This is a genomic window from Halobacterium sp. KA-6, from assembly GCF_021029015.1.
Lineage (GTDB): Archaea > Halobacteriota > Halobacteria > Halobacteriales > Halobacteriaceae > Halobacterium.
On record NZ_JAJJZH010000016.1, the window covers coordinates 1 to 26,913 of the forward strand.

General features: G+C 66.8%; 28 protein-coding genes, 1 tRNA gene and 2 pseudogenes. 18 read left to right on the forward strand and 13 right to left on the reverse strand.

All coding sequences use genetic code 11. The features are described from left to right. Positions 1–132 precede the first annotated feature (132 nt). A pseudogene (locus LPA46_RS19050) lies at positions 133–1,521 on the forward strand (molybdopterin oxidoreductase family protein); the annotation flags it as partial. On the opposite strand, the gene LPA46_RS17710 reads toward LPA46_RS19050, so the two are convergent. Both LPA46_RS17710 and LPA46_RS17715 read right to left on the reverse strand, forming a co-directional pair. Continuing rightward, a complete protein-coding gene (locus tag LPA46_RS17710; RefSeq protein ID WP_230893663.1) occupies positions 1,518–3,839 on the reverse strand; it encodes a heavy metal translocating P-type ATPase in 2,322 nt (773 codons plus the stop codon). The pseudogene LPA46_RS19050 and the gene LPA46_RS17710 sit on opposite strands and share 4 nt — an antisense overlap. A 105-nt stretch (positions 3,840–3,944) precedes the next feature. Continuing rightward, positions 3,945–4,223, reverse strand: coding sequence for a DUF2249 domain-containing protein (locus tag LPA46_RS17715; RefSeq protein WP_230888971.1), 279 nt, complete (start codon positions 4,221–4,223; stop codon positions 3,945–3,947). A 95-nt stretch (positions 4,224–4,318) separates the two neighbouring features. Between LPA46_RS17715 and LPA46_RS17720 the strand changes: the two genes are divergently transcribed. Genes LPA46_RS17720 through LPA46_RS17730 form a run of 3 tightly spaced genes read left to right on the forward strand, consistent with a single transcriptional unit; the run spans position 4,319 to position 6,801 of the window. Beyond that, complete coding sequence (locus LPA46_RS17720; RefSeq protein WP_230888970.1) at positions 4,319–4,972, forward strand: helix-turn-helix domain-containing protein; 654 nt, start codon at positions 4,319–4,321, stop codon at positions 4,970–4,972. Between the two features lie 52 nt (positions 4,973–5,024). Further along, positions 5,025–6,347, forward strand: a complete 1,323-nt coding sequence (locus LPA46_RS17725) for a hypothetical protein (protein ID WP_230888969.1) — start codon at positions 5,025–5,027, stop codon at positions 6,345–6,347. Between the two features lie 49 nt (positions 6,348–6,396). Beyond that, positions 6,397–6,801 carry a hypothetical protein gene (locus LPA46_RS17730; protein WP_230893664.1) on the forward strand — a complete coding sequence of 135 codons (405 nt, stop codon included), beginning with the start codon at positions 6,397–6,399 and terminating at the stop codon, positions 6,799–6,801. A 6-nt stretch (positions 6,802–6,807) separates the two neighbouring features. Here LPA46_RS17730 and LPA46_RS17735 read toward each other — a convergent pair whose 3' ends face one another. Next, positions 6,808–7,692 carry a substrate-binding domain-containing protein gene (locus LPA46_RS17735; protein WP_230893665.1) on the reverse strand — a complete coding sequence of 295 codons (885 nt, stop codon included), beginning with the start codon at positions 7,690–7,692 and terminating at the stop codon, positions 6,808–6,810. A gap of 62 nt (positions 7,693–7,754) precedes the next feature. Continuing rightward, entirely contained in the window at positions 7,755–8,060 is a 306-nt protein-coding gene (locus tag LPA46_RS17740; RefSeq protein ID WP_230893666.1) for a CGCGG family putative rSAM-modified RiPP protein, read from the reverse strand. A 190-nt stretch (positions 8,061–8,250) separates the two neighbouring features. Here LPA46_RS17740 and nirK point away from each other — a divergent pair, with 190 nt between their 5' ends. From nirK to LPA46_RS17760, 4 genes are all read left to right on the forward strand, one after another. Next, entirely contained in the window at positions 8,251–9,318 is a 1,068-nt protein-coding gene (nirK, locus tag LPA46_RS17745) for a copper-containing nitrite reductase (protein WP_230893667.1), read from the forward strand. 129 nt (positions 9,319–9,447) lie between these two features. Next, on the forward strand, positions 9,448–9,984 hold the full coding sequence (locus LPA46_RS17750; protein WP_230893668.1) for a hypothetical protein: 537 nt from the start codon (positions 9,448–9,450) through the stop codon (positions 9,982–9,984). Beyond that, positions 9,984–10,157 carry a hypothetical protein gene (locus tag LPA46_RS17755; RefSeq protein WP_230893669.1) on the forward strand — a complete coding sequence of 58 codons (174 nt, stop codon included), beginning with the start codon at positions 9,984–9,986 and terminating at the stop codon, positions 10,155–10,157. Before LPA46_RS17750 ends, LPA46_RS17755 begins: the two co-directional genes overlap by 1 nt. Before the next feature lie 50 nt (positions 10,158–10,207). Further along, on the forward strand, positions 10,208–10,447 hold the full coding sequence (locus LPA46_RS17760; protein WP_230893670.1) for a DUF2249 domain-containing protein: 240 nt from the start codon (positions 10,208–10,210) through the stop codon (positions 10,445–10,447). A 19-nt stretch (positions 10,448–10,466) separates the two neighbouring features. On the opposite strand, the gene LPA46_RS17765 is transcribed toward LPA46_RS17760, so the two are convergent. The 4 genes from LPA46_RS17765 to LPA46_RS17780 all read right to left on the reverse strand — a co-directional run bounded on the left by LPA46_RS17765 (position 10,467) and on the right by LPA46_RS17780 (position 13,399). Next, the gene (locus LPA46_RS17765) at positions 10,467–11,504 is read right to left on the reverse strand and encodes a sodium:calcium antiporter (protein WP_230893671.1); all 1,038 of its coding nucleotides are present in this window, start codon (positions 11,502–11,504) and stop codon (positions 10,467–10,469) included. Between the two features lie 76 nt (positions 11,505–11,580). Then, a complete protein-coding gene (locus tag LPA46_RS17770; RefSeq protein WP_230893672.1) occupies positions 11,581–11,865 on the reverse strand; it encodes a hypothetical protein in 285 nt (94 codons plus the stop codon). A gap of 53 nt (positions 11,866–11,918) precedes the next feature. After that, the gene (locus LPA46_RS17775; protein ID WP_230893673.1) at positions 11,919–13,139 is read right to left on the reverse strand and encodes a TIGR04347 family pseudo-SAM/SPASM protein; all 1,221 of its coding nucleotides are present in this window, start codon (positions 13,137–13,139) and stop codon (positions 11,919–11,921) included. Beyond that, positions 13,136–13,399 carry an Htur_1727 family rSAM-partnered candidate RiPP gene (locus LPA46_RS17780; protein WP_230893674.1) on the reverse strand — a complete coding sequence of 88 codons (264 nt, stop codon included), beginning with the start codon at positions 13,397–13,399 and terminating at the stop codon, positions 13,136–13,138. Before LPA46_RS17780 ends, LPA46_RS17775 begins: the two co-directional genes overlap by 4 nt. Before the next feature lie 163 nt (positions 13,400–13,562). Here LPA46_RS17780 and LPA46_RS17785 point away from each other — a divergent pair, with 163 nt between their 5' ends. Then, entirely contained in the window at positions 13,563–14,645 is a 1,083-nt protein-coding gene (locus tag LPA46_RS17785) for a radical SAM protein (RefSeq protein ID WP_230893675.1), read from the forward strand. On the opposite strand, the gene LPA46_RS17790 is transcribed toward LPA46_RS17785, so the two are convergent. Then, complete coding sequence (locus LPA46_RS17790) at positions 14,646–15,014, reverse strand: ArsR/SmtB family transcription factor (RefSeq protein ID WP_230893676.1); 369 nt, start codon at positions 15,012–15,014, stop codon at positions 14,646–14,648. Positions 15,015–15,180: 166 nt separating this feature from the next. Between LPA46_RS17790 and LPA46_RS17795 the strand changes: the two genes are divergently transcribed. Genes LPA46_RS17795 through LPA46_RS17805 form a run of 3 tightly spaced genes read left to right on the forward strand, consistent with a single transcriptional unit; the run spans position 15,181 to position 17,634 of the window. Continuing rightward, positions 15,181–16,329, forward strand: coding sequence for a multicopper oxidase domain-containing protein (locus LPA46_RS17795; protein WP_230893677.1), 1,149 nt, complete (start codon positions 15,181–15,183; stop codon positions 16,327–16,329). 9 nt (positions 16,330–16,338) lie between these two features. Further along, positions 16,339–17,355, forward strand: coding sequence for a halocyanin domain-containing protein (locus LPA46_RS17800; RefSeq protein WP_269073760.1), 1,017 nt, complete (start codon positions 16,339–16,341; stop codon positions 17,353–17,355). Positions 17,356–17,406: 51 nt separating this feature from the next. Continuing rightward, entirely contained in the window at positions 17,407–17,634 is a 228-nt protein-coding gene (locus LPA46_RS17805) for a hypothetical protein (RefSeq protein WP_230893679.1), read from the forward strand. A gap of 3 nt (positions 17,635–17,637) precedes the next feature. Here LPA46_RS17805 and LPA46_RS17810 read toward each other — a convergent pair whose 3' ends face one another. The 3 genes from LPA46_RS17810 to LPA46_RS17820 form a co-directional block, all read right to left on the reverse strand. Beyond that, positions 17,638–18,234, reverse strand: coding sequence for a hypothetical protein (locus LPA46_RS17810; RefSeq protein ID WP_230893680.1), 597 nt, complete (start codon positions 18,232–18,234; stop codon positions 17,638–17,640). Between the two features lie 96 nt (positions 18,235–18,330). Then, positions 18,331–18,933 carry a superoxide dismutase gene (gene sod / locus LPA46_RS17815; RefSeq protein ID WP_230888951.1) on the reverse strand — a complete coding sequence of 201 codons (603 nt, stop codon included), beginning with the start codon at positions 18,931–18,933 and terminating at the stop codon, positions 18,331–18,333. A gap of 68 nt (positions 18,934–19,001) precedes the next feature. Further along, complete coding sequence (locus LPA46_RS17820) at positions 19,002–20,003, reverse strand: PLP-dependent cysteine synthase family protein (protein ID WP_230893681.1); 1,002 nt, start codon at positions 20,001–20,003, stop codon at positions 19,002–19,004. Between the two features lie 117 nt (positions 20,004–20,120). Between LPA46_RS17820 and LPA46_RS17825 the strand changes: the two genes are divergently transcribed. The 6 genes from LPA46_RS17825 (at position 20,121) to LPA46_RS17850 (ending at position 26,438) form a co-directional block, all read left to right on the forward strand. Beyond that, positions 20,121–21,266 carry an acyl-CoA dehydrogenase family protein gene (locus LPA46_RS17825; RefSeq protein ID WP_230888949.1) on the forward strand — a complete coding sequence of 382 codons (1,146 nt, stop codon included), beginning with the start codon at positions 20,121–20,123 and terminating at the stop codon, positions 21,264–21,266. Positions 21,267–21,373: 107 nt separating this feature from the next. After that, on the forward strand, positions 21,374–23,659 hold the full coding sequence (locus tag LPA46_RS17830; protein WP_230888948.1) for a nitric-oxide reductase large subunit: 2,286 nt from the start codon (positions 21,374–21,376) through the stop codon (positions 23,657–23,659). 57 nt (positions 23,660–23,716) lie between these two features. Continuing rightward, positions 23,717–23,801: transfer RNA gene (locus LPA46_RS17835), tRNA-Leu, on the forward strand. 145 nt (positions 23,802–23,946) lie between these two features. Then, complete coding sequence (locus LPA46_RS17840) at positions 23,947–24,735, forward strand: inositol monophosphatase family protein (RefSeq protein ID WP_230893682.1); 789 nt, start codon at positions 23,947–23,949, stop codon at positions 24,733–24,735. Positions 24,736–24,795: 60 nt separating this feature from the next. After that, complete coding sequence (locus LPA46_RS17845; RefSeq protein ID WP_230888946.1) at positions 24,796–25,245, forward strand: Lrp/AsnC family transcriptional regulator; 450 nt, start codon at positions 24,796–24,798, stop codon at positions 25,243–25,245. Positions 25,246–25,301: 56 nt separating this feature from the next. After that, complete coding sequence (locus LPA46_RS17850; RefSeq protein WP_230893683.1) at positions 25,302–26,438, forward strand: DUF63 family protein; 1,137 nt, start codon at positions 25,302–25,304, stop codon at positions 26,436–26,438. A gap of 360 nt (positions 26,439–26,798) precedes the next feature. Here LPA46_RS17850 and LPA46_RS17855 read toward each other — a convergent pair. After that, a pseudogene (locus LPA46_RS17855) lies at positions 26,799–26,913 on the reverse strand (IS630 family transposase); the annotation flags it as partial.

Consider the following 26,913-nt stretch of genomic DNA (forward strand, 5'->3'; position numbering starts at 1 on the left):
TTAGCTAGGTCACGACACTGCTCGATGAAGTCGAGGAGATCGATTTCCATAGGACAGAATCGAATTCCTCGGCTTCGCCCTTCTAAACCCGTGATATCAGCTGAATAGATCGCTATTCAACAGAGCATTCTGGAGAACGATTGGGTGGACGAGGAGTTCGTCGCCGAGCGCACCGAGGGCATCGAGGATCTCCGGGAGACGCTCGCCGACTTCGACAAGGAGGCCGCCGCCGAGGAGTGTGGCGTCCCCCTCGACACCATCGAGCGCGCGGCGGAAGTGTACGCGACTGCGGACAACGCCGCCATCTTCACCGGGATGGGGATGAGCCAGCATGCCTGCGGCGTCGACAACGTCCAGAACGAGATCAACCTCGCGCTCGCTACCGGGAACGTCGGACGCCCCGGAACGGGCGTGAACCCACTCCGCGGACAGAACAACGTGCAAGGGGCGAGCGACGTCGGCGCGATGCCGAACGTCCTCCCGGGATACCAGCCTGTGGACGACGACGAAGCCCGCAAGGCAGTCGAGGACGTCTGGGGGTTCGAGATTCCCGCCGAGCCCGGGCTGACGAACGTCGAAATCACGCACAGTATCGGCGACACCGTCCACGGTCTCTACGTCATGGGCGAGAACCCAGTGATGAGCGAGCCCAACGCCGACCGCGTGGCGGACCTCCTCGACGAGACGGAGTTCGTCGTCGTGCAGGACATCTTCCCGACGGAGACCGTCGAGTTCGCGGACGTCGTATTGCCGGCGACGTCGTGGGCCGAGCGCGGCGGCACCGTGACGAACACGGACCGCCGCGTCCAGCGGATGCGCGGCGTCGAGAACGTCCACGAGCACACCCGCCACGACCTCGACATCCTCACCGAGGTCGGCACGCGGCTCTTCGGCGAGGACGCGGGCTTCGACTTCGACGACCCCGAAGCGGTGTTCGAGGAACTGCGCGAGGTCTGCCCCATCTACCACGGGATGACGTACGACGAACTCGGCGAGGCGGGACTGCACTGGCCGTGCTACGAGCCCGGCGACGAGGGCGACCAGTTCCTCTACGCGGACTCCTTCGACACCCCGAGCAGCCTCGGGCAAATCGAGGGCGTGCGCCACCAGCCCCCGCGAGAGACGCCCGACGAGGAGTACCCCCTGATTCTGACGACTGCGCGCCTCGAAGAACACTACAACACGGGGACGATGAGCCGGCGCTCGAAGACGCTCTCCCGACAGCACCCCGAGAACTTCGTGGACATCCACCCCGCGGACGCCGAGCACTTCGGTATCGAGGACGGCGACAGCGTGACCCTCCAGTCGCGGCGCGGGGAAATCACGCTGCGCGCGAACGTTACCGAGGCAATCAAGGAGGGCGTGGTGTGGACGACGCCGCACTTTGCGGACGCGTCGGCGAACGTGCTGACGAACGACGTGCTTGACGAGCGCGCGAAAATTCCCGAGTACAAGGCGGCCGCCGTCGACGTGACCGTGGCGGAGAGCGGTGCGGACCCCGACGCACCCGCAGACGACTAGTTCTCGCCGTCCGCGTCGAGTTCCGGTTTTACACGCGAGAGCCGCATCGCGTTCCCCGTGACGGCGGTGGTCATCCCGGCGTCGCCGACGAGCACGGCGACCCAGATAGGCACGAATCCGAGCGGGACGCCCGCGGCGAGAATCGCTTTCGCAGCGAGACTCGACCAGATGTTCTGTCGGATGACGCCGTTCGTGCGGCCGGAGAGGTCGTAGAGGTACGGGAGCCGCGTGAGATCGTCGCCCATCAGCGCGATGTCCGCCGTTTCGAGGGCAGTGTCCGTGCCTGCAGCACCCATCGCGACACCGACAGTGGCGGTGGCGAGCGCGGGGGCGTCGTTGACGCCGTCCCCGACCATCGCAACCGCTTCGAACTCGTCGGTGAGGTCCTCGACGGCTTCGACCTTCTGTTCGGGGAGCAGTTCCGCGCGGAACTCGTCGACGCCGACCTGCTCGGCGATAGCGCCGGCAGTGCGCTCGTTGTCCCCGGTGAGCATTACGGTGTGTTCGACGCCGAGGTCGCGGAGGCGCTGGATGGACGCCTTCGCTTCCGGGCGGACCTCGTCGGCGACCGCAATCACGCCCTCCAGTTCCTCGTCGGTGCCCACGAGGATGACCGTCTTACCCTCACTCTGGAGCCGCGGCACGAGGTCTTCGAGGAGGTCCAGGCAGTCGTTGCGCTCGCAGAGGTCGCGGCTCTTCTGCGTGACCATCCCACCGTCAGTGGCGGCGTGGACGTGCGAGAGGTCGAAGCCGAGGTCCGCGAAGTAGCCGGGTTTACCCGCGTAGTGCGTGGTTCCGTCAAGGTCCGCGGTGACGCCCTTCCCGGTGACGCTCTCGAAGTCCGAGACCGCGCGGCCCTCGATGCCGCGGTCGTCAGCGTGCTCGACGATGGCGTCCCCGATGGGGTGCTCACTGCGGGATTCGAGGCCGCGCGCGCAGCGCAGCACGTCCTCGTCGTTGTTGTCGCCGAGCGGCACGACGTCGGTGACGGTGAGTTCGCCCTTCGTGAGCGTCCCCGTCTTGTCGAACGCGACGGCCTCCACGGCGCCCATCGCTTCGAGGTGGTTGCCCCCCTTCACGAGCACGCCGTTCTTCGCGGCGCTCGTGACACCCGAAACCACCGAAACGGGCGTGGAGATGACGAACGCGCAGGGGCACGCGAGCACGAACAGCGTGAGCCCGCGGAGAATCCACGTCGGCCACGACGCGCCGAAGAACAGCGGCGGGACGACGCCGACCAGGATGCCTGCGCCGACGACGACGGGCGTGTAGTAGGCGGCGAAGCGCTCGACGAACTGCTCGCGGTCGGTCTGATTTGCTTGCGCGTCCTCGACCATCTCGACGATTCGCGCAAGCGTGTTCTCCGTGGCTTCCGCCGTGACCTGGACTTCGAGGTAGCCCGCCTCGTTGATGGTGCCCGCGTACACCTCGTCCCCCTCGGTCTTGTCGACGGGGACGCTCTCGCCCGTAATCGGGGCCTGGTTGACGGCGCTCTCGCCCTCGACGACCACGCCGTCCATCGGAATCTTCTCACCCGGCCGGACGACCACGCGGTCGCCGACGCGGACGTCCTCGACGGGGATAGTGACTTCCTCACCTTCTCGCTGGACTGTCGCCTCGTCCGGAGAGAGTTCCATGAGCTCCTCGAGGGAGCTGCGCGCGCGGTCCATCGAGTAGGATTCGAGGAGTTCCGAGACGCTGAACAGGACTGCGAGCGTCGCCGCCTCGAAGTAGAGGCGCTCGCCGAACGCGACGCTGGCCGAGACGGCACCGAGGATGGCGACGGACATCAGCAGGTCGATGTCGAGGTTCAGGCTCTTTAGCGAGTAGTAGCCGCCGCGGACGATGGGCTGGCCCGCGATGAGGATGCCCCCGAGGAACGCGGCGTCTGACAGTAATACGTCGCTGCCGAGCAGTTCCGCGACTGCGGCGTTCGAGCCGGGGAGGAGGAACTCGAAGAGGAAGCCGGCGGCGACGAGGACGGCGCTCACCCACGTCTTCAGCGCGCGCGGACTGGTCCAGACGGAGCCTGGGCTGGCGGGCTCGGTGCGCTCGCCCTCGCTCTCGCCGGACCAGCCGGTCACCTCGTAGCCCGCGGCCTCGATGGCAGCGACCAACTCGGCTTCGTCGGCCTCGTCGGGGTCGTAGGTGACGACGACGCGGCCGGTCGTCGGCTGCGTGTCGAAGGACTGGACGCCAGCGACGCCCTCTAGGGCGTGCTCGACTTTGCCCGCGCACGACGGGCAGTCCATGTCGGGGACCGACAGCCGGGCGGTCATAGTGGCGGGAGTCTCGCCGCCAGGTGAGTCGTCGGTCATGTTAGTCGAGGCTACGAGCCACGCAGTTATTAATTCGGCTGTTACAGAGCCGGCGTGAGATAGGATATTGTAATAAAAATCGGCAGTCGGATTGTTAACTCGCGGTTACGCGTCTGGGGACCAGATACCGGTGACGACGGCGTCGTCGGCTTCGACGGTGGCGTACTCGTACCCGCGGTCGTCGAGTTTCGGGTAGAGGTGCTGTGGGGCGCGGTCGTTGACCTGCACGAGCACGACGTCGTTGGCGAGGTCCGGCAGCGTCTCCAACGTCTGCACGAGCGGGTTCGGCGGTCCCAACTCGCGGACGTCGAGCAGTTCGCGCTCGCGGTCCAGCGGCACGGGTGTCTCCGAGAGGTGCGCGTGCCAGTCGGTCGTCGTGGCCATGTCTACACCGACGGCTCCCGCCGCCCACAGCGTTCTCCCGAACAAGTTCGGGAATACTTCTTGAGGCTGGGGCCGATATGTACGAACATCTTCGCATGGCACGAGCACAACTCACCATCGACCTGCCCGACTCGGTGTGGATTTCGGCGGTGTCCACACAGTACCCCGACACGCTGTTCCGCGTTCTCGCGGCGTTCCCCGACGACGACCGCGGCGTCGCGCTCCTCGAACTCACGGGTCCCGACGTCGTCGAAGTCCTCCGCGAGATGCACGAGGCCGACGGCGTCGAGGACATGGAGCCGCTCGAACGCGACGACGACTCCGTGCTCGTCGAGTTCGAGACCAGCGAGCCGCTGTTGCTGTTGACGCTTCAGGAGGCCGGCCTCCCGCTGGAGCCGCCGCTAGAAGTGTCGAACGGCAGCGCCACGCTGGAAGTCGTCGCGCCGCACGCGAAACTGTCGGCGCTGCGCGACCAACTGGACGCATTCGGGATGGACTTCGAGGTCGGCTACCTCTACGAGTCCGGGGACTCCGAGCGCCTGCTGACGCCGCGCCAGCAGGAACTGCTCGGCGCCGCCATCGAGGCCGGCTACTACGACACGCCCCGCGAGTGCACGCTCACCGACCTCGCCGACGACCTCGACACCGCCAAGTCCACGCTCAGCGAGACGCTGCACCGCGCCGAAGAGACCGCCATCAAGCAGTTCGCGAGCAACCTACCGCGGTTCGCCGACCAGAACCTCGCGTAGACCGAACACGTTCGGGAGAATTCGCACACGCCGTCACCGCCACACTTCAGCCATGAGCGCCGTCCCTGCCGGACTCGCGACCGACCAGCAGCCACCGATGACGGTGCCACTACGGTACTTCCTCGTCGGCTTCGCCTTCCTGCTCGCCGGCGGCGCCGTCGGCCTCGCCACCGTCCTCGGTACCGCGCCCGGATTCACTCGGCTCGCACACGTCCACCTCCTACTGGCCGGCTGGGTCTGTCTCACTATCATGGGCGCGATGACGCAGTTCGTGCCCGTCTGGTCGAACGTCCCCGTCCACTCTCGGCGGCTCTCGAACGCCGCGCTCGCGCTCGTCACCGTCGGCGTCGCCGGGCTCGCGGGCGCGTTCCTCGCCGCCAACATCCACTGGATTCACGGCTTCGGCGGGCTGCTGGTCGCCGGCATCTGGGCGTTCGCGTACAACCTTGCGCGCACTCTTCCGCCGGTCCGCGAGTTCGACGCCACGGAGGCCCACTTCGCGTTCGCGCTCGCCTGCTTCGTCGTCCTCGCCGCGCTCGGCTTCGTGCTCGCGTTCGACCTCTCGACGTCCGTGCTGCCATTCGCGGGCGTGACGCGGCCACAGATCGTCGGCGCGCACGCCACACTGGCCGTGTTCGGCGCGATTCTCTCGACCGTCTTCGGCGCGCTCTACCAGCTCGCGACGATGTTCACGCAGACCGAAATCGAGGGTCGTGAGCGCTTCCTCGCGTACGCCGAGTACGCCTACCCCGGGGGCGTCGTCGCGCTCGCGACGGGACGGCTGCTCGCGCTTCGACCGCTCGCCGTCGCCGGCGGCCTCGTGATGGCCGCTGGCGCGCTCGCGTTCGCCGTGCTCCTCGCGAAGAAACTCCACGAGGGTCGCGTCGAGCGCACGCCGATGCTCTCCCGGTACGCCGTCGTCGCCGTCGCACTCGCCGCGTGGAGCCCGCTGGCCGCACGTGAGTGGGTCGCCGCGCCGCTCGCCCGGAGCGCGCTGTTCGGCCCGACTGCGGGCGTCCACCTCTTGTTCGTCGGCGTCGTCGGCTTCGTCGTGATGGGGTCGCTGTACCACGTCATCCCGTTCATCGTCTGGGTGCACCGGTACAGCGACCGGCTCGGCTTCGAGCCCGTGCCGATGATAGACGACCTCTACGACGACCGCCTCGCCGCCGTCGACGGCGCGCTCGTCACGCTCGGCGCGGTCACGCTGATTCTCGGACAGACCGGCATCGCGCCCGAGCAGGCCACTGTCTCAGGGGCCGTCGCGCTCGCCGTCGGCTTCGTCGTGTTCACCGCGAACCTCGTCGGCGTCGTCTACCGGCACGGCCGCGTCCTCCCCGAGCGCTTCCACGGCCAGCCCGAGAACGCCGACTGACACTGCTGGCCGAAGACACTTACCGCGCACCTGCGACGGCTCCAGACAGATGCCCTCCACGTCGTTGCTCGGCCGCGGGGCGGCCCGCTCGCTCCTCCGCTCGCTCGTGCTCGTCCTCGGTGTTCTCGTCGGCTACGTTGTGGTGTGGCGGCTGCTCGACCCCGGCGCCTATCTGTTCGCGATTTTCGGCACGTACGCCGCTCTCGTTGGACTCCTGCTGCTGCAGGTCGTCCGTGCGAGCGTGATGGACACGTGGCGCCGTCGGGTCGCCGCGCTCGCGACAGCGCCCGCGACGACCGGCGCGATTTTCGCGGGCCTGCGGCCGCGACCGGCGTGTCTCGATCTGTCGGGGTGTGGAGAAGGGCTCACACTCCAGCCCGTGTGGTTCGCAGGATTCGTTCTCCTGACGGCCGCTCTGATTGCTGCCGACACGAGATGGGAAACGGGGGGTTGACGAGCACTACGGCGCCCACTCAGCGGGTACATACTGGTTGAAGTCCGGCTCCTCGGAACGTGCGAGCGGCCGGAACGCGCGTTCGCCATCTACACGAAATGTCTCGATGCGGCCCTGACCCGGCCCAGTGAGGTAGCCGACGAACGCCATCGCGAGCGCGTACGCGACGTCGTGGCGTGCGGGATTCGTGGGGGTGACGGCGTACTCGTTGCGGAGCAGGTCGGGCGGGTCGTCGAGACCACGGGCGACGTGCGCGGCGAGGTCCGTCTCCGTGTTCAGGAACGTGCCGCGGTCGACGAGCGTGTACGCGCCTGTTTCGCCCGCCGCGATCAGGGTTGCGCCCATTCCCTGTCCGGTTTCGCGGTACCAGTTCCCCGTGGGCTCGACGCCGGCTTCGTCCCAGAGCCGACGTTCGCGGACGTGCGTCCCAGAGCGGTCGCCCCGGGAGAGGAACGTCGCGCGGCTGGAAGCGATTGCGCGGAACGCGGCGAGCGGGTCGCTGCCGGCCGTGCCGGCGGGGTCGTCCGGTGGGCCGACCACGAGGAAGTCGTTGCCCATCACGGTGCGGCGATTGACGCCGTGGCCCGCCCGCAGGAACTCGTCTTCGAGCGGACGTGCGTGGACGAACACCGCGTCGCAGTTGCCGTCCCGGGCCGTGCGGAGTGCGGCACCCGTCCCCCGAACAACTGCGCGTACTGTCGTGCCGAAGGCGTCCTTGAACCCTGCGGAGATGTCACCGAGAAGTCCGCTGTCGTTGACTGTCGTGGCCGCCGCGACCGTCAGCGTCTGGTCGGCGATGGCGGCGCTGCTCCCGTCACTCCCGCCGAGACAGCCCGCCACCGACAGCGCGCTGCCGACGCCGAGTGCTTGCAGGTACCGCCGCCTGTCCATGCGCGAACAACTACTTGTGGTTACAAAGACGTTACGAGATAACTAAAAATAGTTACGTAACGTCAGTTGACGATACGGACACGGGTGACGTGGCCCCCACAGCCACACTGGTCGACGTACTCGTAGACGATGCCGTCGCCGAACGCGTCGTCGAGTTCGTCGTAGAGATACGTCTCGGGGTGACCGTGGTCGCCGTGCGTGACGAGGTTGACGTGGTAGCCGGTGGCGGTGGATTCGACCGCGTCGAGGGCTTCCTCGACGACGAGCGCCCGGTTCTCGGCGTGTTGGTCCTGTTCGAGGTTCGCGGACCACGAGTTCTGATGGACGCCGTCGACGGTCTCGGCGTCCTCGTGCGAGGTTGATGCCATAACTGTAGGTTCGTCGCGCACGTGGGTGAGGCGTTCCCCGAACAAGTTCGGCTCAGATGTGGTTCGAGGTCCCGCGAGACACTTATAAAACGGGCCGCGAACTAGTTCGGGGGTGTCGCAGGAGAACGGGAAACGCAGACCCGCTTGAAGGGGTATCCCCGGTATTGTCCAAGTGAAGAGGTGCCCACCCATGTTCGACACCACTCGCCGGCGCGTGCTGCAAGGCCTCGGAATCGGCGGAACCGCCGCAGTCGCAGGCTGTACCGCTCCCGGCGGTGACAGTCCGGCGACCGAACAACCCCAGCAGAACGCCGCAGCGCAGACGACCCAGCCGGACGTCGACCGCGTCGCCGCCGACCCCACGGACGTCCCTGACCCGGTCGACTGGTCGTCGCCGAAGCACCACGACGTCGAACTCGACGTGAAGGAGGTCACCGCGGAAATCGAGCCCGGGGTCACGTTCAACTATATGACCTTCGACGGGCGGATTCCCGGCCCGATGATTCGGGTGCGCCGCGGGGACACCATCTCGTTCACGCTGAACAGCCCCGACGGCAACGCGATGCCGCACAACGTCGACTTCCACGCCGTCTACGGGACGGGTGGTGGCGCGGAAGCGAACACGGTCGCACCAGGTGAATCCGCCGGCGTCGACTTCACCGCGAAGTACCCGGGCGCGTTCATCTACCACTGCGCCGTCCCGAACATGGACTACCACATCTCCAGTGGGATGTTCGGGATGATTCTCGTCGAACCCGAGGACGGCCTCCCGGACGTCGACCGCGAGTTCTACCTCGGCCAGCACGAACTCTACACGAACAAGGCGGTCGGCGAGGAGGGACACCACCAGTTCGACATGGACGCGATGGCCAACGAGGACCCGACATACGTCCTCTTCAACGGGGAGAAGTACCCGTTCACGCCGGACCGTTACGGCCGCCTGCAGGCCGAGACCGGGGAGACGATTCGCGTCTACCTCGTGGACGGCGGCCCGAACGTCTCCTCGAACTTCCACCCCATCGGGAACGTCTGGACGGAAGCCCACCGCGACGGCGCGCTCGGGACGCCCGAGGAGTACGTCCAGACGATGAAGGTCCCACCGGGAAGCTGCATGATTGGGACGATGGACACGCCCGTCCCCGAGACCATCAAGCTCGTCGACCACGCACTCAGCCGCGTCGCCCGCAAGGGCCTGCTCGCCGAGGTCGAAGTCGCCGGCGAGCCCGACGAGGAGATTTTCGACCCCGGGAGCGAATAGCGCGCTAACCGCCAACCGGTCACTCATCCTCCGTTCCCGCGGCCGCTAGCCGCGCCGCCGTCTGTTCTGCACGACCCGCCGAACACGTTCGGGACTACGCATAGCGGGCCGTAGCTCGTCCTGTGTAACATGTACGGCCTGGGCTCGCAGTCCGACGACGCGCTCGCTCCCGAAGGGGAGTTCGACCCCGACGTGAATCCCGAACCCGGCGCGTTCCTCGCCGGCCACGACGTCCTCACCGGCGACGACCACGTCGCATTCCACGAAGTCACTCGGGAACTGTTCGACGAGCGCGGCGTCTACGACATGACCTTCGGGTACAACCTCGCCGACCTGAACCGCGACACCCGCCACACCGAGGCAGGCTACCGGTACGCCGTCGACGCCGACGACCCCTCGGTGTTGCGCGCGGAGTTCACGCCGACGACGCCGTTCTGCCCGCAGAGCCACACGCTCACCATCGGCTCGTTCCGCGCGTGGAACGGCCTCAGCGAGCGCCACGACTACGACCTCGTGCGGGTGCGCGTCGCCGACTCCCACCAGCGCAGCGAGTCCATCAACGAGGAACTCCGCGAGCTCGAGGAGACCTACCTCGAAACCGGCGAACTGCCGGACGAAGATGCGGAGGACGCTGGCGGCACGGAGCCGGCCGGCGCACCGTTCTGATGCCACCAGCTGTCGCCGGCCTGCTCGCCGGACGCGGCCTCGAAGCCGTGGCCGTTGCGGTCGCCGCGGTCGCGGGGTTCGTCGCGGACGGCACGGGTGCCGTTCCCATCGCCGCGATTATCGGCTTCTTCGCCGCGAAGTCCGTCGAGAGCCTGCGGCTCGCACTGGCCTGACGAACACCTTCGGGGAAACCGCTTGGCTGCTGTCCGTCGATACGTCGAGTATGGCGACGACAGCCGACACGGATGCCCGCCTCGACGCGCGGGAAATCGACGGGGAACCGTTCAGCGACATCGTCGCGGAACTGGACGCGCTCGACGACGGCGAGACGCTGCTGTTGGTCAATAGTTTCGAGCCCGAACCACTGTACGACGTCCTGGCGGACCGCGGCTTCACGTACGAGACCGAACAGGCGGAGGCTGACGAGTGGCGCGTCTACATTACGCCCGCGACCGACGACTAGGCGGTCGCTCCGGGGCCGCTCAGATTCCCTTGATGAGGTCGGTCAGGCCGACCGTCTCGCTGACGACCCACGCGACGAACACGGCGTACGCTGCCAGCAGCGTGTACGCCTCGACGCCGGTGACCGAGAGGTCGGTCCGCAGGATGGCGAACAGGAGCACTGTCGCCAACGTCAACACGCCCAACATCGGGACGGCCACCGCGAAATTCACGGTGACGGCACCGACGATGAGCACGCCGACCGGAATCGCCACCAGTAGGTCGAACGTGTTCGACCCGAGGACGTTCCCGAGGCTCGTGATGCCCTTGCCGGCTTTCGCCGTCCGCACGCTCACGAGGGTGTCCGGGAGGCTCGTCGCCGCCGCGACGATGGTGACGCCAGCCAGGAACTCGGGGATGCCGAACGTGTGGCCCAGTGACTCGACGGCGCCGACGAGCTGTTCGACGGCGACGAGGATGAGCACCAGTCCGCCCGCGAGGCGCGCCCACTCGCGGCCCACCTCGATGCCCTCGGGCACCGCGGGTGCGTCGTGGTCACCGACGTCCTGCCACTGCACGAAGAGATACAGCCCGTACAGCAACAGCGGGAGCACCGCGAGCGAGCGCGTGAGCCGTCCGGCCAGCGCGGGGCCGTCCGAGACGGGGACGTAGATGACTGCGAGCGCGAGCGTGACGACGAGCGCGGAAACCGCAATCATGTAGAACTGCGCTTCCTTGTAGACGATGGTGCGGTTGGTTTCGAGGTGGCCGTCCGTGGCAATACCCGCAAGCGCGGGGATGACGAGGATGTTGAAGATGGCGGAGCCGACGATGGCACCGACGCCCATGTCGAACGTACCCGCAAGCGCCGTGAAGACGACGCTCGCGAGTTCGGGGAAACTGGAGCCGACGGCGACGACGATGGAGCCCTGCACGACCGCGGGGAGGCCGTAGTACGTCGAGAGGTGTTCGGCCGACGACTCCAGCCAGCCGCTGCCGAACCAGACGAGGCCGGTCGCAGCGATAACGACGAGCACGTTCACGAGCGGGCTGTTCGGGAGAAGACCACCGAGAGGCATGTGTGCGGCCAGAACCGGTAGGACGTTAATCGTTGGTGAATGCAGTCCGTCGAGGAGGGTCGGCGGGATGAATTCGCTACTTCGGAGAGAGCGCCCACCGATACAGATTCCCGGCTACGACGGCCACGGCGTAGAGGTACATCGCGAAGAAGACCGAGTACGCCAATCCGGAGAGTCTCGGGAAAAGGGAGTTCTGTATCAGGTCGGAGCCGACCACGAGCAGGTAGCCCGGGATTTGGAGGAGTTGTACTTCGATGAGCGGAGCGACCGCAACGAGACCGACGGCGAGTAGAAATGCGCCCAGCACTGCTGGTCCAACGAACCGGTCACGGGTCGGAGGGCGGCTGTTGGCGGCGGCCATGAGTAGCCATTCAGGCGAAAGGACGAAAGGTCTTGTTGCGCGAGGCAGCCGAATCAGTCCGCGTGTGCGTCACCGGAGCCACCGGGTACGTCAGCCGGGCCGCTACGCTCGGCTTCGGTGAGGTAGCACTTCGGGTCCGGGTCGAAGGGGCCGCCCGCGCTCAAAGCGCGCAGCCGCGACCCGCCCCGGCAGATGGACTGGTACCCGCAGCCCGCGCACTTCCCAGTGAGTCGGTCGTCGCGGTCGCGCAGGCCCGAAAGCAGCGGATTGGTCTCGTCGCTCCAGAGCTCGCTGAACGGGCGGTCGCGGACGTTCCCCAGCGAGTACCCCTGCCAGAACTGCGTCAGGTGGACGTTCCCCTGGTAGTCGACGTCCGCGATTCGCTCGCCGGTCGGGTCGCCGCCGTTCGCTTCGAGGTAGCGGTGGATGCGGTCGGCCTGCGTGTCGCCGAGTTCCTCCCGGGCGTACTCCACGAGGAAGCCGGCGTCGGCGTAGTTCCCGACGAGTAGCGTCTCGATTTCCTCGCCCTGTTCGTGGTACTCGCGGGTCAGGTCACAGACCGTGCGCACGGCCTCGCGGGTGTCCGCGGGCGAGAGGTCGAGATTCGAGATGTCGGCGCCGCGGCCGCCGTAGTCGAGGTGGTAGAAGCAGAACCGGTCGACGCCGACGTCGTGCAGCAGGTCCACGACGTCCGGGAGGTCGGGCGCGTTCGCCTCCGTTATGGTGTAGCGAAGCCCGGTCTTGAGGCCGGCGTCGAGGCTGTTCTCGATGCCGCGGACGGCCGCGTCGAAGGCTCCCTCCTCGCCGCGGAACTCGTCGTTGCGCTCCGGGAGGCCGTCTACGGAGACGCCCGCGTACTGCAGGCCCGCTTCGCGGAGCGACTCGGCGCGCTCCTCGGTCAGGAGGGTGCCGTTCGTCGAGAGCACCGGACGGATGCCGCGGTCCGCGGCGTACGCGACGAGTTCTTCGAGGTCGTCGCGGACGAGCGGCTCGCCCCCCGAGAACAGCACGACGGGGATGCCGAAGTCGGCGAGGTCGTCGAGCAGGTGCTTGCCCTCCGCGGTGGAGAGTTCGCCGGGCGCCGTCTCGGTGTCGGCGGCCGCGTAGCAGTGCGAACAGTAGAGGTTGCACTGCTTGGTGAGGTTCCAGACGACCACCGGGCGCTGCTGTTTCTGCTCGGTAATCTGCTCGCGGCTGGAGTCGGCGGCGGCGTCGTAGCGCAGGCCGTCGCTCTCCGCGTCCAGCCCGCAGAGCAGCTTGCTGACGGAAATCACGCCGACTCACCTCCGGCGGACTCGCCGAGCGTGTGTGCGGTGTAGCGGCGCGTCTCGTCGGCGGGACAGAGCCAGACATCGCGTGCGGTCCAGCCGAACAGGTCGCTAGCGCGGTCGTGGGCGGCGTCTGCGTCGCCCGCAGTGACGCTGCCGACGTGCTGTAGCGCGCCGTCGGCGTCCTCGCGCACGAACACCTCCCACTCGCGGCCAGTCGCCGACCGAGGCGCGTCGCGCACCCGCGTTCGGTCCTCTGGGTCCATGTCGTCGGCTAGCGCCTCCGTGCAAAAGGTGCCCACGGACGTTCCCGAACACTGGGAACCGACACGCCGAACAAAGTCCTGGCCGGCCGTCGCTCCACGTGAGGCGGCGCCACCGTGTGGGACCTGGCCTGTCACCTGCCCAATCGCCGCCTCGATTGTAACGATGACGCCAGTAGACACCGACGAGCGCCCGTTCGTGCTCATCTGGGAAGTGACGCAGGCGTGCGAACTCGCGTGCGAGCACTGTCGGGCCGACGCGACGCCGAATCGCCATCCGGACGAGCTCACCACAGCGGAGGGGAAGGCACTGCTCGACGACGTCCGTCGCTTCGGCGACGGTCAGCTCGTCGTGCTCTCCGGGGGCGACCCGCTCGCGCGCGACGACACCGTCGACTTGGTGGAGTACGGCACGGACATCGGTCTCCGCATGACGGTCACTCCGAGCGGGACGCGCTCGCTCTCGACGGAGGCCGTCCAGGCGCTCGCGGACGCTGGCGTGAAACAACTCGCCGTCAGCATCGACGGCGCGACGCCGGAATCACACGATTCGTTCCGTGGGGAAGCCGGGAGCTTCGAGGAAACCGTCCGCGCAGCACGCGACGCCCGCGAGGCGGGTGTGCCGCTGCAAGTCAACACGACGGTCTGTTCGCAGACCGTCGACGACTTGCCGGCCATCCGTGACCTCGTCCGGGAGTTGGGTGCGGTGCTGTGGAGCGTGTTCTTCCTCGTACCAGTGGGTCGCGGCCGCGTCCTCGACCCGATTTCCCCGGCGCGCGCCGAGGACGTGATGGCGTTCCTCGACGAGGTGTCCCGCGAGGAGGAGTTCGGTGTGAAGACCACGGAAGCCCCGCACTTCCGTCGCGTGCGCGCCCAAGCAGCACAGGAACGCGGCGGGGGTGGCCCGCAGCGACGTGGCGGCATCACCGCCGGCGACGGGTTCGCGTTCGTCAGTCACACTGGCGAGGTCTACCCCTCGGGGTTCCTCCCCGAGTCAGGAGGAAACGTCCGCGAGCAGTCCGTCGTGGACGTCTACCGGAACAGCGACCTCTTCGAGACGCTCCGACGAAAAGACGACCTGCAGGGGAAGTGTGGCGCGTGCTCGTTCCGCCACGTCTGCGGCGGCAGCCGGTCGCGGGCGTACGCGGTGACCGGCGACCCGATGGCGAGCGACCCGCTGTGTCCGTACGTCCCGGAAGAGTACGACGGGCCGCTGCCGGAACGGCAGGCGGGCCCAGCGGACGACTAGTTACTTCCGTTCCTCGGTGCGGTCGAGGGAGACGTGGATGTCGTTGTCCTCGCCGAGCCGGATGGTCGCTTCTTCGAGCGTCGCCCGGTAGCGGGTCGTGTGGTAGCCGTCTTCCCGGAGTTCGGTCTGCGTTTCCAGGAGCCCGGCGTCCGAGAGCGTGTGGAGTTTCCGGTACGTCGAGGACAGCGAGAGGTCCGCGGCGTCGGCGACTTCGCTGGCGGTCACGGGCTCGCTGGCGCAGCCGAGGACGCGCCGACAGAGTGGGTCGGTGAGCGCGTCGAGGACGGCCGCAGGGTCGGTTTCCTCGACGGCTTCGAAGGGGCCGCGGAGCCGCGCGTCGGCGTCCGTCTGGTCGACGTTGGTCTGCATCACCGACTACTCGGGCCGCGACGAGGGTAGGCCGACGGCCGAACATGTTCTACCACTTAGTGGGCCGAATATGTTCGGCACGTTCCCACGAAGTGGGAACTGTTTCCCGGTCCCGGGAATCACCGACCCGGGCTTTACCGGGGACTGTCTACGCTGAGGTGTACCCATGAGTGACCGTATTGGCGCACCCGGTTCCGGCATCTCGCGGCGCGAATTCATCGCGGCGACGGGCGGCACGAGCGTCGCCGCGCTCGCCGGCTGTACTGCTCCCGCCGAGCAGGGTTCTAGCGTGACGAACACGACTCCTAGCCAGCAGGCCTCGCAGTCGAACCTCCCGACGACGAGCCCGCCGGAGGTCGTCGACGCGACCGAACAGGGCAACCAGGTGACGCTGAAGAGCGTGCCGGCGGTCCACCAGGCCCACCCCCTCGACTCGATGGGGGGCCCCGTCGAACTCCCCCGCGTGTGGGCGTTCACGACCGAGGACGGCGACCCGAGCGTCCCCGGCCCCATCGTTCGGACGGAGGAAGGTGAGGACATCGAGGTCACGCTCGACAACACCGAGGGCAAGCGCCCGCACACGCTGCACTTCCACGGCACGCAGAAAGCCTGGAAAGACGACGGCGTCCCGACGACTACGGGTATTCGCGTCGACCCCGGCGAGAAGCACACGTACACGATTCCCGCCAACGTCCCCGGCACGCACGTCTACCACTGCCACTACCAGACCCACCGCCACATCGACATGGGGATGTACGGCATCTTCCGCGTCGACCCCGAGGGCTACGAGCCCGCGGACAAGGAGTACTTCATGACCGTCAAGGACTGGGACTCCCGGCTCAACCGGAAGATGGCCGGCGAGGACGTCTCCTACAGTCCACGCACGCGCAGCCCGGACGTGTTCACGGTCAACGGGAAGGCCGCGCCGCGCACGCTCCACCCCGAGGACGGCTCGCCCATCATAGTCGACCAGGGCGACACGGTGCGCATCCACTTCGTCAACGGCGGCTACATGAACCACCCGCTGCACCTCCACAACCACCGCTTCCGGCGGATAGAGAAAGACGGCGGGCAGATTCCCGAGGCCGCCCAGCACGAGATGGACATCACGAACATCGCGCCCGCCGAGCGCCACACCATCGAGTTCGAGGCGGACGCCGAGCCCGGCATCTACCTGATGCACTGCCACAAGGTCAACCACGTGATGAACGGCTCATACTACCCCGGCGGCATGCTTTCGGGCATCGTCTACCGGGACGCGATGGACACGGACATCTTCGCCCAACTGATGGAGTACGCGGGCTACGAAGCGTAACTCAGGACCATGATACCCAACGACACTCCCACGGTCACGAGGCGCAGCGTGTTGAAGACGACGGCTGCGGCGGGCGCGGCGGCAGCCACAGGCGCGGCGTTCAGCGGCTCCGCGCTCGCGCAGGACGCCGACCTCCAGTCGTGGTTCGAGGGCGTCAGCAACTACGACGGGGTCGTCGACAAGACCGGGCAGTCCGAGGTAACTGTCGAGGTCGGTGTCGAAGCCAACAACGGCCCGTACGGCTTCGGCCCCGCGGCCATCCGGGTCGACCCCGGCACCACGGTGACGTGGGAGTGGGTCGAGGGGTCGCACAACGTCGCCGCCGAAGACGGCAGTTTCGAGAGTGAACTCACGAACGAGACTGGGTTCACGTTCACCCAGACGTTCCAGGAGGAGGGCGTGACGCGGTACGCGTGTACGCCGCACAAGACGATGGGGATGAAGGGCGCGGTCGTCGTCGGGGACGTCGACGTCGGCGCGTCGTCCTCTAGTGGGTCCTCGGAGGACTCTGGGTCGAGCAGCCAGCAGGTCGACTTCGAGGGCTGGTTCGAGGGCGTCGAGAACTTCGACGGTGTCGTGGACAAAACCGGAAACTCGGAGGTCACCGTCGAGGTCGGCACGGATGCCAACGGCGGCCCGTACGGGTTCGGTCCTGCCGCGATTCGCGTCGACCCCGGCACGACGGTGACCTTCGAGTGGGTGAACGGTACCCACAACGTCGTCGCCGAGGACGGCAGCTACGAGAGCGAACTCACCAACGAGTCCGGGTTCACGTTCACGCAGACGTACGACAGCGAGGGCATCTCGAAGTACTACTGTAACCCCCACCGGACGATGGGGATGAAGGGCGCAGTCGTCGTCGGTAGCGGCGGCAGCGCGAGCAACAGCAGTGGCGGAGGCGGTGGCGGGCTAACGAACTCCGACATCGGCGTGCTCGCGTTCGCGGGCGCGCTCGTCGGCGGCCTGCTGTCGCCGTTCGCGCTGCGCGCGAAGAAATCCTCGTCGTCGCCGTCGAACCGCCGCTGACGGTTCGCTGGGCCACGCCGCATAAGTGGCTTCGTGGCGACGGTTTCGCGTATGGACGAAGTCCTCGAAGTCGTCGAACTCGCGGCTGACTCGGGCTTCGAAGGCGTGTTCGTCTGGTTGTTCCGACTGCTCGGCCTCGTACTCGTGCTCGCGGGACTGGGGCTGTGGCTGCTCGGCGATGCGGGACTGCTGTGGCTCCCCGCGATTCTCCTCGTCGTGGGCGTCGTGCTCGCCGTCGTCCCTGACCTGCTGTTGTCCCTCGTCGAACTGACGGGGTGACGACTACTCGTTCTGGATGGTCCGTTCCTCGACGTACACCGGGTACCGGTCTGTGTAGGTTCGTCCTGCGAAGTGAATCGTCGCGTCGACGGTGTGCGGGGTCGCCCTGATGACCTCGTTGCGGGACACCGACGGTTCGGAGAGCACGTCGCCGTCGCGGGCGAGGTGGGTCGTCAGTGCTGCGACCAGCCGGAGGCCGTCCTGTTCACCCCGACTGCTGACCGGGACGCTCAGTGTCTCGGCTTCCGGGAGCCGTTGGTCCAGCAGCGAGCGGAGATACTCGGCCGCGACTGACGCGCCCTGGATGTGGCCCCACTCCTCGAACGGCTCGTAGTCGTACTCGACGACCTCGTCGCCGGCCATCGTCGCCGGATACCGGACGGTGTCGTTGGATTCGACGTACTGGTATTCTTCGTCCGTAATTGTGCGCTCGACCGAAGCCTCGGCAGCACCGCCACGAACCGGCTCACGTTCGGTGGTAGTGCTGGGCGTCGAGGGCTCGGTGGTCGTTCGGTCTGCGTCGCTCGGCGCGGAGAGGCAGCCGGCGAACGGGAGCGTACCGGCGGCTACGAGGCCGAGCAGACGGCGTCTGGAGGGCATCGCGCGAACCGAAACGGGGAATCGATAAAAGCCTTCAGGGGCGGGCCGACGAGCGGCCCGGATGCCGAGTCGTAGGGCCGACGGTCGAATGTCGTGTTACTCGAACTTCTCGACGAGGTCCGCGTAGCGCGCTGCGGGCTCCTCCCAGTCGACGACCTCGAAGAAGTTCTCGATGAAGTCGCCGCGGGCGGGACCGTAGTCGTAGTAGTACGAGTGCTCCCAGACGTCCAGCGCCAGAATCGGATGCGACCCCCAGAGCGCGCCCTTGTCGTGCTTGTCGACGACAACGTTGCGCAGCTGCTCGGAGTGGCTGTCGTAGACCAGCAGCGCCCAGCCACCGGCGGCGGAGGCTGCGGCCTCGAATTCGCCCTTCCAGGCGTCGTAGGACCCGAAGTCCTCCTCGATGCGGGCTCGCAGGTCGCCCTCGGGCTCGTCGCCGCCCTCGGGGCTCATGGACTGCCAGAAGAGGTCGTGGAGGATGTGCCCGGAGCCGTTGTGCGTGACGTTGCCGATGGCACCGGCGGAGGAGGAGAAGTCGCCCTCTTCACGATTTGCTTCGAGGGTTTCCTCGGCGGAGTTCCAGCCGTTGACGTAGCCCTGATGGTGCGTGTCGTGATGCCACGTGAGCACCTGCTCGGAGACGTGCGGTTCGAGTGCGTCGTAGTCGTACGGAAGCGGCGGCAGTTCGTAGTTAGCCATTGCAATTTACCCTAATGTGGCCCTGCCTCTTGGTGGTTTCCGGAAGCGCGTTTTAGTTGGATATCCAACTAGTCGACGTAGTCGGCGTACGGGTCGCGCTCCGGATACCGGTCGCCGCGGTCGGGTAGCGGCACGACGACCACGTCGTCCGGGCCGAGCGTGCCGCGGGTGGCCAGTCGGTCGACCATCGCGAGCGCGCCACCCGTGGAGGGGCCGACGAGGAACTCGCCGTTCATACGGAGTTCCGACCGGACGAACTCGCGGGACCACTGGCCGGAGTCTCGAATCCGGACCTCGGCGTCGGCGTGGCGCCGGCGGAGCCGCTGCACGTACTCGTAAGCCGTGTCTGTGGCCACGTACTCGCGGGCGTCGAGCGCGTCGAATTCGTAGGTTTCCGGCACGAACGTCTCGGGGCCGTGCATGTGCTTCAGCCCCGGGATGTCGTGGTCCGTCTCGGGCGGCTCGTAGCCGTGGACGTGCACGCCGCGCGGGCGGAGCGCGTGGCTCACGCCGACGAGCGTGCCGCCGGTGCCCGCGCCCGCGACGAAGTGCGTCACCTCGCCGTCGGTCTGCGCCCAGATTTCGGGACCGGTCGTGCCCGCGTGGACGCCGGGGTTCGCGGGATTCTGGTACTGGTTCGGGTAGACGTACTCGTCGGGCCGTTCGTCGACGAGGCGCCGGCAGCCGGCGACGAACTCGTCGTATCCCTCCTCGGCGTCGACGAACCGGAGTTGTGCACCGGCATCTCGAATGGCGGCGACCTTCCCGCGACCCGCATTATCGGGCAACACGATTTCGACGTCGTATCCCATCGCAGCGCCGATGCGTGCGACGGCCGCGCCCGTGTTGCCGCTGGACGCCTCGATTATCGTGCGCTCGGAGGTGAGGTCTCCGCGCGCGGCCGCGGCGTCCAGCATCGCCTTCCCGATGCGGGTCTTCACCGACCCGCCACCGTGGCCCAGCGACCCGAGGTTGAACCACTCGGCTTTCCCGTACACCGTCGGCGCGACCCCGACGTCGAGTTCGACCAGCGGCGTCCGCCCGACCTCACTGGGGTCCACGTCGACCATACCCGTGGCTTCGACAGTTCCCGACAAAAGCGGTTGGGCCGGTCCGCGCCGAAGAACCCCGTGGGGATTGTTCGGGGTTTACGAGCGTTTTTGTCCCGGTGTTCGGTACACTCCCACATGGACTTCGGGTTGACCGACGAGCAGCAGGCGATTCAGGAGGAGGTCCGCCGGTTCGCGGAGAACGAAATCCGACCGGTGGCCTCCGAGTACGACGAACAGGAGAAGTACCCCTACGAGGTTATGGACGAAGCCGCGAAAGCCGGCCTGCTCGGGCCGACGATTCCGCTCGACTACGGCGGCGCGGGCTACTCGCCCGTCGAGGCTGCGCTCATCACCGAGGAACTGTTCGCCGCCGACCCCGGTATCGGGCTCTGCGTGTCCAGCGCGGGCTTCGGTGCCGAATCCATCATCGAATTCGGCACCGAGGACCAGAAGGAGCGCTGGCTCCCGGACATCGCGTCCGGCGACGCCATCATGGGGTCGGCCATCAGCGAACCCGACACCGGCTCCGACGTCTCCAGCGTCTCCACGCGCGCCGAACGTGACGGCGACGACTTCGTCATCAACGGCAACAAGATGTGGATTACGAACGGCTCCGTGGGCGACTTCTACGTCGTGCTCTGTCAGACCGACCCCGAGGCCAGTGGCCGGTACAACGGCTTCAGCCAAATTGTCGTGGAGGCCGACCGCGACGGCTTCGAGGCGGACAAAATCACGGGGAAACTCGGCATTCGTGCCAGCGACACGGCGGAACTCATGTTCGACGACGTGCGCGTCCCCGAAGAGAACCTGATTGGAACGGAGGGCGGGGGCTTCCTCCAGTTGATGCAGTTCTTCGACGAAACGCGCACGATGGTCGCCGCGCAGGGCGTCGGCATCGCGAAGGGGGCCGCCGAACGCGCCCTGGAGTACGCCCAGGAGCGCGAGCAGTTCGGCCGCCCCATCAGTGACTTCCAGGCAATCGAGCACAAGCTCGCGGAGATGCACACGCAGACCGAGGCAGCTCGCACGCTCACCCGGAAGTCCGCGTGGAGCGTCGAACACGAGGACGACCAGCTCACCGCGCTCGCCTCGATGGCCAAGGAGTTCGCCTCGCGGGTCGCCGTCGAGGTCGCCGACGAAGCCGTCCAGATTCACGGCGGTGCCGGTTACGTCAACGACTTCGACGTCGAGCGGTTCTACCGCGACGCCAAGATTACCCAAATCTACGAGGGGACCACCGAGATTCAGAAGAACATCATCGCCCGCGAACTCCTCGAATAGCGGACGCGAACATCTTCGAGCGGCGGTACATCCGGCATTTCGCGCTCCGTGCCCAGGGGCTTAGAATCCGCCCCAGCCTTTTCCTGCGTCGAATTGAACGCCGCAATATGGACGTCACTAGGTCCACGCTCGCGAAGATACTCGCGGTCGTGTTCGTCCTGAATCTCGTCGTCATGGGGGCTGGTGCCGCCTACTCCTACCAGCACCAGCCGCCGATTCCCGACGAAATCGTCGGGCCCGACGGCGACGTGGTCGCCACCCACGAGTCGATTCAGGACGGCAAGGCCGTCTTCCAGTCGAACGCCCTGATGAACCACGGGTCGATTCTCGGCAACGGCGCGTACTTCGGCGAGGACTACACTGCCGACGCGCTCCAACTGAAGACCCAATTCATGCAGGAGTACTACGCGAACGAACGCCACGGCGAAGCGTACGCCGACCTCACGTCCGAGCAGCAGGCCGCCGTCGATAGTCGCGTAACCGCGGACCTCGACCGCTCGATTTCCGGCGAGACGGCACAGTACTCCGCCGCCGAGGCGTACGCCCACGAGCAGGTGCGCGAGGTGTACGTCGAGCGCTACCACGAGGGCGACGCCGAGCGCGGCATCCCCGAGGGCATGGTCGAATCCGCCGACGACGCCCGCCTGTTCGCGGACTTCGCGATGTGGACGGCGCTGGTCTCGCACGCCGAACGGCCCGGCACCGACCACAGCTACACGAACGACTGGCCGTACAACCCGCTCGCCGGCAACGAACCCACCGGCGCGACGATGGTCTGGAGCGCCATCGCGATGGTGTTGCTCGTCGCCGGTGCCGGCCTCGGCGTCTGGCTGTACAACAGCATCGAACTCTCCGAACCCTCCACGAAGGGCATCGAAGTTCCGGACCCGGCGGACGTCGACTTACTCCCGAGTCAACGCGCAGCCACCCGGTTCATCCCCATTGCGGCGTTGCTGTTCGTCGCACAGGTGTTACTCGGGGCGTTGCTCGCGCACTATTACGTCGAACGCGACGCGTTCTTCGGTATCGGCGAAGCACTCGGTATCGACGTCATCCAGTGGCTGCCGTTCGCACTCACGAAGACCTACCACCTGGACCTCGGGATTCTGTGGATTGCCACGATGTGGATTGGCGCTGGGCTGTTCCTCCCCGGCCTCCTGACCGGCCACGAACCTGACCACCAGGAGTCCGCGATTAATGGCCTGCTCGGTACGCTGCTGGTGGTCGTGGTCGGCGGCTTCGTCGGCATCTACCTCGGCACGCAGGGCTTCTTCGACGGCCAGCTGTGGTGGCTGCTCGGCAACGAAGGCCTCGAATACGTCGAAGTTGGCCGCGTCTGGCAGGTCGGCCTCCTGCTCGGATTCGCCATCTGGGCGTTCCTCGCGTACCGCGGCCTCAAGCCGCTGCTCGCCCGTGAAGAGCGCTTCGGGCTCGCGCACATGATTCTGTACGCGGGCGGTTCTATCGGGTTGCTGTTCGTCGCGGGCATGCTGTACACGCCCGACTCGAACATCGTGATGACGGAGTTCTGGCGGTGGTGGGTCGTCCACATGTGGGTGGAGGGCGCCTTCGAGTTCTTCATCGTCGCCATCGTCGGCATCACGCTCGTCTCCATGGGCTTGCTGCGCAAGCGCTCCGCGGAGAAAGCCGTCGCCCTGCAAGTGCTGTTCGTGATGGGGAGCGGCGTCATCGGCGTCAGCCACCACTACTGGTGGATTGGCCAGCCCGACGTCTGGGTGCCACTCGGGAGCGTCTTCTCCACGCTCGAACTCGTCCCCCTGATTCTCATCCTCTTCGAGGCGCTGGGCCAGTACCGCGCGCTCTCGAAGAGCGACGAGACGTTCCACTACAAGCTCCCGTTCGCGTTCATCATCGCCTCCGGCGTGTGGAACTTCGTCGGCGCGGGGGTGCTCGGCTTCTTCATCAACCTCCCGCTCATCAACTACTACGAGCACGGCACCTACCTCACGGTCGCACACGCCCACGCCGCGATGTTCGGCGCGTTCGGCTTCCTCGCACTCGGCATGGCCGCGTACATGCTGCGGCTCTCCGTCGACCCCGAGAAGTGGAACGGCAAGCGCCTCTGGTGGGCGTTCTGGCTGTGGAACGCCGGCCTCGCCGTGATGGTCGGCCTCTCCCTGCTCCCCGTGGGCTTCCTCCAACTGGAGTCCGCGTTCACGGAGGGGTACGCGGTCGCGCGCTCGCTTTCGTTCTACAACCGCGACCTCGTCCAGCTGTTCTTCTGGGCGCGGTTCCCCGGGGACACGATGCTCATCCTCGGCACCGTCGTGTTCGCCTACGACGTCGTGCGGAAGCGCTTCCTGCTCCGTGACGTCGAGGAGGACGCCTCGGCGGGGCCGGTCGCCTCGCGCGTGCTCGGCGACGACGACTGAGCGCCCCACCCCGATTCGCAACGCCTAAACCCCGCACGCGCCGACTACTCGACGCGTGCGAGGGTAGCCAAGCTCGGCCAACGGCGACGGACTCAAGATCCGTTCTCGTAGGAGTTCGAGGGTTCGAATCCCTTCCCTCGCATCGCCGGCGCTTCACGCGCCGCGGGATGCGGGAAGTCCGCGAGGCGGACTTCCCTCGCAAAACACGCTTCTGTGTGACTATCCGGACAGCGACGGCGACGTTTCGGACCGACGACTCTTTGGGGCGGCGGGCCACCACTCCGGGCATGAACGAGGACCGCGCGAGCGTCGCCGAACGCGCCGCGCTCGCAGGCAGCGAAGTTGCGTTGGAGGCGTTCCGCACCGGCATCGACGTGGAGACCAAGTCCGGGAAGACGGACGTCGTCACACAGGCCGACCGGGACGCCCAGCGCCGCGTCATCGAAGTGATTCGGGAGACCCACCCCGAGGACGCCATCGTCGGCGAGGAAGAAGACGAACTGAAGGAAGTCCCGGAGTCGGGCGCGGCGTGGGTCATCGACCCAATCGACGGCACGAACAACTTCGTGCGCGACACCCAGGTCTGGGCGACCTCCGTCGCCGCGGTGAAAGACGGCGAGACGCTCGCCGCCGCGAACGTGCTGCCCGCGCTCGGCGACACGTACGTCGCGGGCAACGGCGGAGTGACGCGCAACGGCGACCCAGTCACGGTCAGCGAGAAGACCGACCCCGAGACGTTCGTCGTCGTGCCGACCATCTGGTGGGGGTTCGACGACCGCGACGAGTACGCTCGAGCCTGCGAGGCCATCGTCTCGCGGTTCGCGGACATGCGGCGGTACGGCTGCGCGCAAGCCACTCTCTCGATGGTCGCCAGCGGGCAGGTCGAGGGCGCGATTACGAACGTCACCGTGAACGCCTGGGACTCCGTCGCGGGCGTCCACCTCGTGCGGCAGGCCGGCGGCGTCGTCACGGACGTCCACGGCGACCGCTGGGAACCGGGCTGTGAGGGGCTGGTCGCGTCGAACGGCGAGGCTCACAATGTCGTCCTCGAGGCCGCCCAGGCGATTCAGGAGTAGGTCGGCGCGAATCTCGGACGAGCAGTAAGCGTATTGGGGGACTCTCCCGACGGGTCGCGTATGGAGTTAGACGAGACGGACCGCGAGATTCTGCGCGCGCTCCAGGCGGACGCCCGCAAGCCGTTCAGCGAAATCGCCCGCGAAATCGAGATGTCCAGCGCGACCGTCCACGACCGCGTCAACCGCATGGAGGAAGCCGGCGTCATCCGCGGCTACCACGCCGACGTCGACCCGAAAGCCGCCGGCCTCGGCACCTCCGCTATCGTCGGCTTGCGCGTCGAACAGGGCCGCGAGCAGGACGCCCTCGACCGCCTCGCAGACATCGACGGCGTGCAAGAAATCCATCTCACGACCGGCGAGTGGGACATCATCCTGCGCGTGTACGCCGAGGACACCGACACGCTCCGCGAACTGATGTTCGAGGAAATCGCGGACGTCGACGGGTTCGCACGCTCGCAGACGATGGTCGTCCTCGCCACCGAGTACGAGTCCCACGAACTCCCGCTGTAGCCGCCGCGCGGGCACAGACCGCAACGATAAAACAGCCACCGTCCACGTCTCCCAACATGACTTTCCCCGAGACCGACCGCGAGCGCGCGTGGACCGCGCTCGTCGGCGTCGCGCTCGCCGCGCTCGTCGGCGGGTCGCTGCTGTTCCCCGACACCGTCTACGGTGGCTTCGTCTGGCATTACTTCTGGGGTCCCGTCGTCGCCGACGCCAACGGCGCGCAGTGCGCCGTCTGGAACGGCGGCGCCGTCCAACTCCTATACAACTCCTCCGCGTGCACCGCCGCGACTGAACCCGTCGCCTACCCCGGCTACACGCTCGTCTCCGAGGTCGGGTACGCGGTCACGCTGCTCGTCTCGCTGGTCGGCGTCACATTCCTCCTCGACCACTTGAAGGTCGGCGAGAACCTCGACCTGCTGTACGCGCTGTTCCCGTTCGTCCTGCTGGGCGGCGCGCTCCGCGTCGTCGAGGACGCCAACGACGCCGCCGCGGCCGCACCGGGTGTCGAGCAGTTCCTCGACTACCCCGCGAACACGCTCATCATCAGCCCCGTCATCTACTTCGTGATGTTCGCCATCACGCTCGCCGCGCTCGTCGCCTGCGTCCTCCTCGCGCGCCGCACGGACGTCTTCGAGAACTACTACCGCCCGCTCGCGACCGCTGGCATCGCCATCCTCACTGCCACGGTCGGTTTCCTCGTCTTCCTCGCGGCGACCACCGACTACGTCTCCCTCCACCCGCAATTCACGGTCCTCACGGTCCTGTTCGCAACCATCATCACGGCCACCGTCTGGTACTACGTCCGCCGACAGCTCCCCGACATCGCCTCCGGCACCGAGTTCGCCGGCGCCGTCGTCCTCTGGGGCCACGCCGTCGACGGTGTCGCCAACGTCATCGGCCTCGACTGGGCCGCCGAACTCGGCCTCGCGTACGACCTCGTTCCGAAGCACCCGGTCAACGCCGCCGTCGTCGACATCACCCAGAACGTCCTCCCCGCCTCCATCATCCACTACACCGGCGACGCGTGGCCGTTCCTCGTCCTCAAAATCGTCGCCGCGCTGTTCGTCCTCTGGCTGTTCGACGCGGAACTCCGTGAGGAAGCCCCCCGCTACTATACCCTCATGCTCGTCGCCGTCCTCGCCGTCGGTCTCGGGCCGGGGAGTCGGGACATGTTGCGTGCGACGTTCGGGATATAGCTACCGCTCTGCTTCCGATTCGCTCCATCTCTGAAGGCATCCATCAACAGTCAGCGTTCCACTCTCCGAGGCGTTACGACCGAGAGCGCACGTATTTGACCATATATTTCACGTTCCGCTTCTTATACCCTCTTTGTAGAGTTACGACGTGTTCGCTACCGTCACGTAGCGTGAACGTGAGTTTGGTCGGCTTTCGAAGCCCCATAATATACGACTGATATTCCGCATCTGAGACGAGCTCGAACGGGACTCTCGTCAGCCGGTGGTTGTCATCGAGGTACTCGACGCCGTTCTGACTGACACCGAAGTTGACGTGTGGGTTAGTTAGTCCCAAGTCCCAAGCAAGCTCTATAGTAGACACTAGAAGTAATTGCTCACTTTAGGGACGGAGAGTTTGTCGAGAGCGGTGTCGATCGCTGTTGTTAGCTCGTCGAGTGAGTCAAAGAATCGGTTGCTCAGTGCCTTTTGCAGCTGT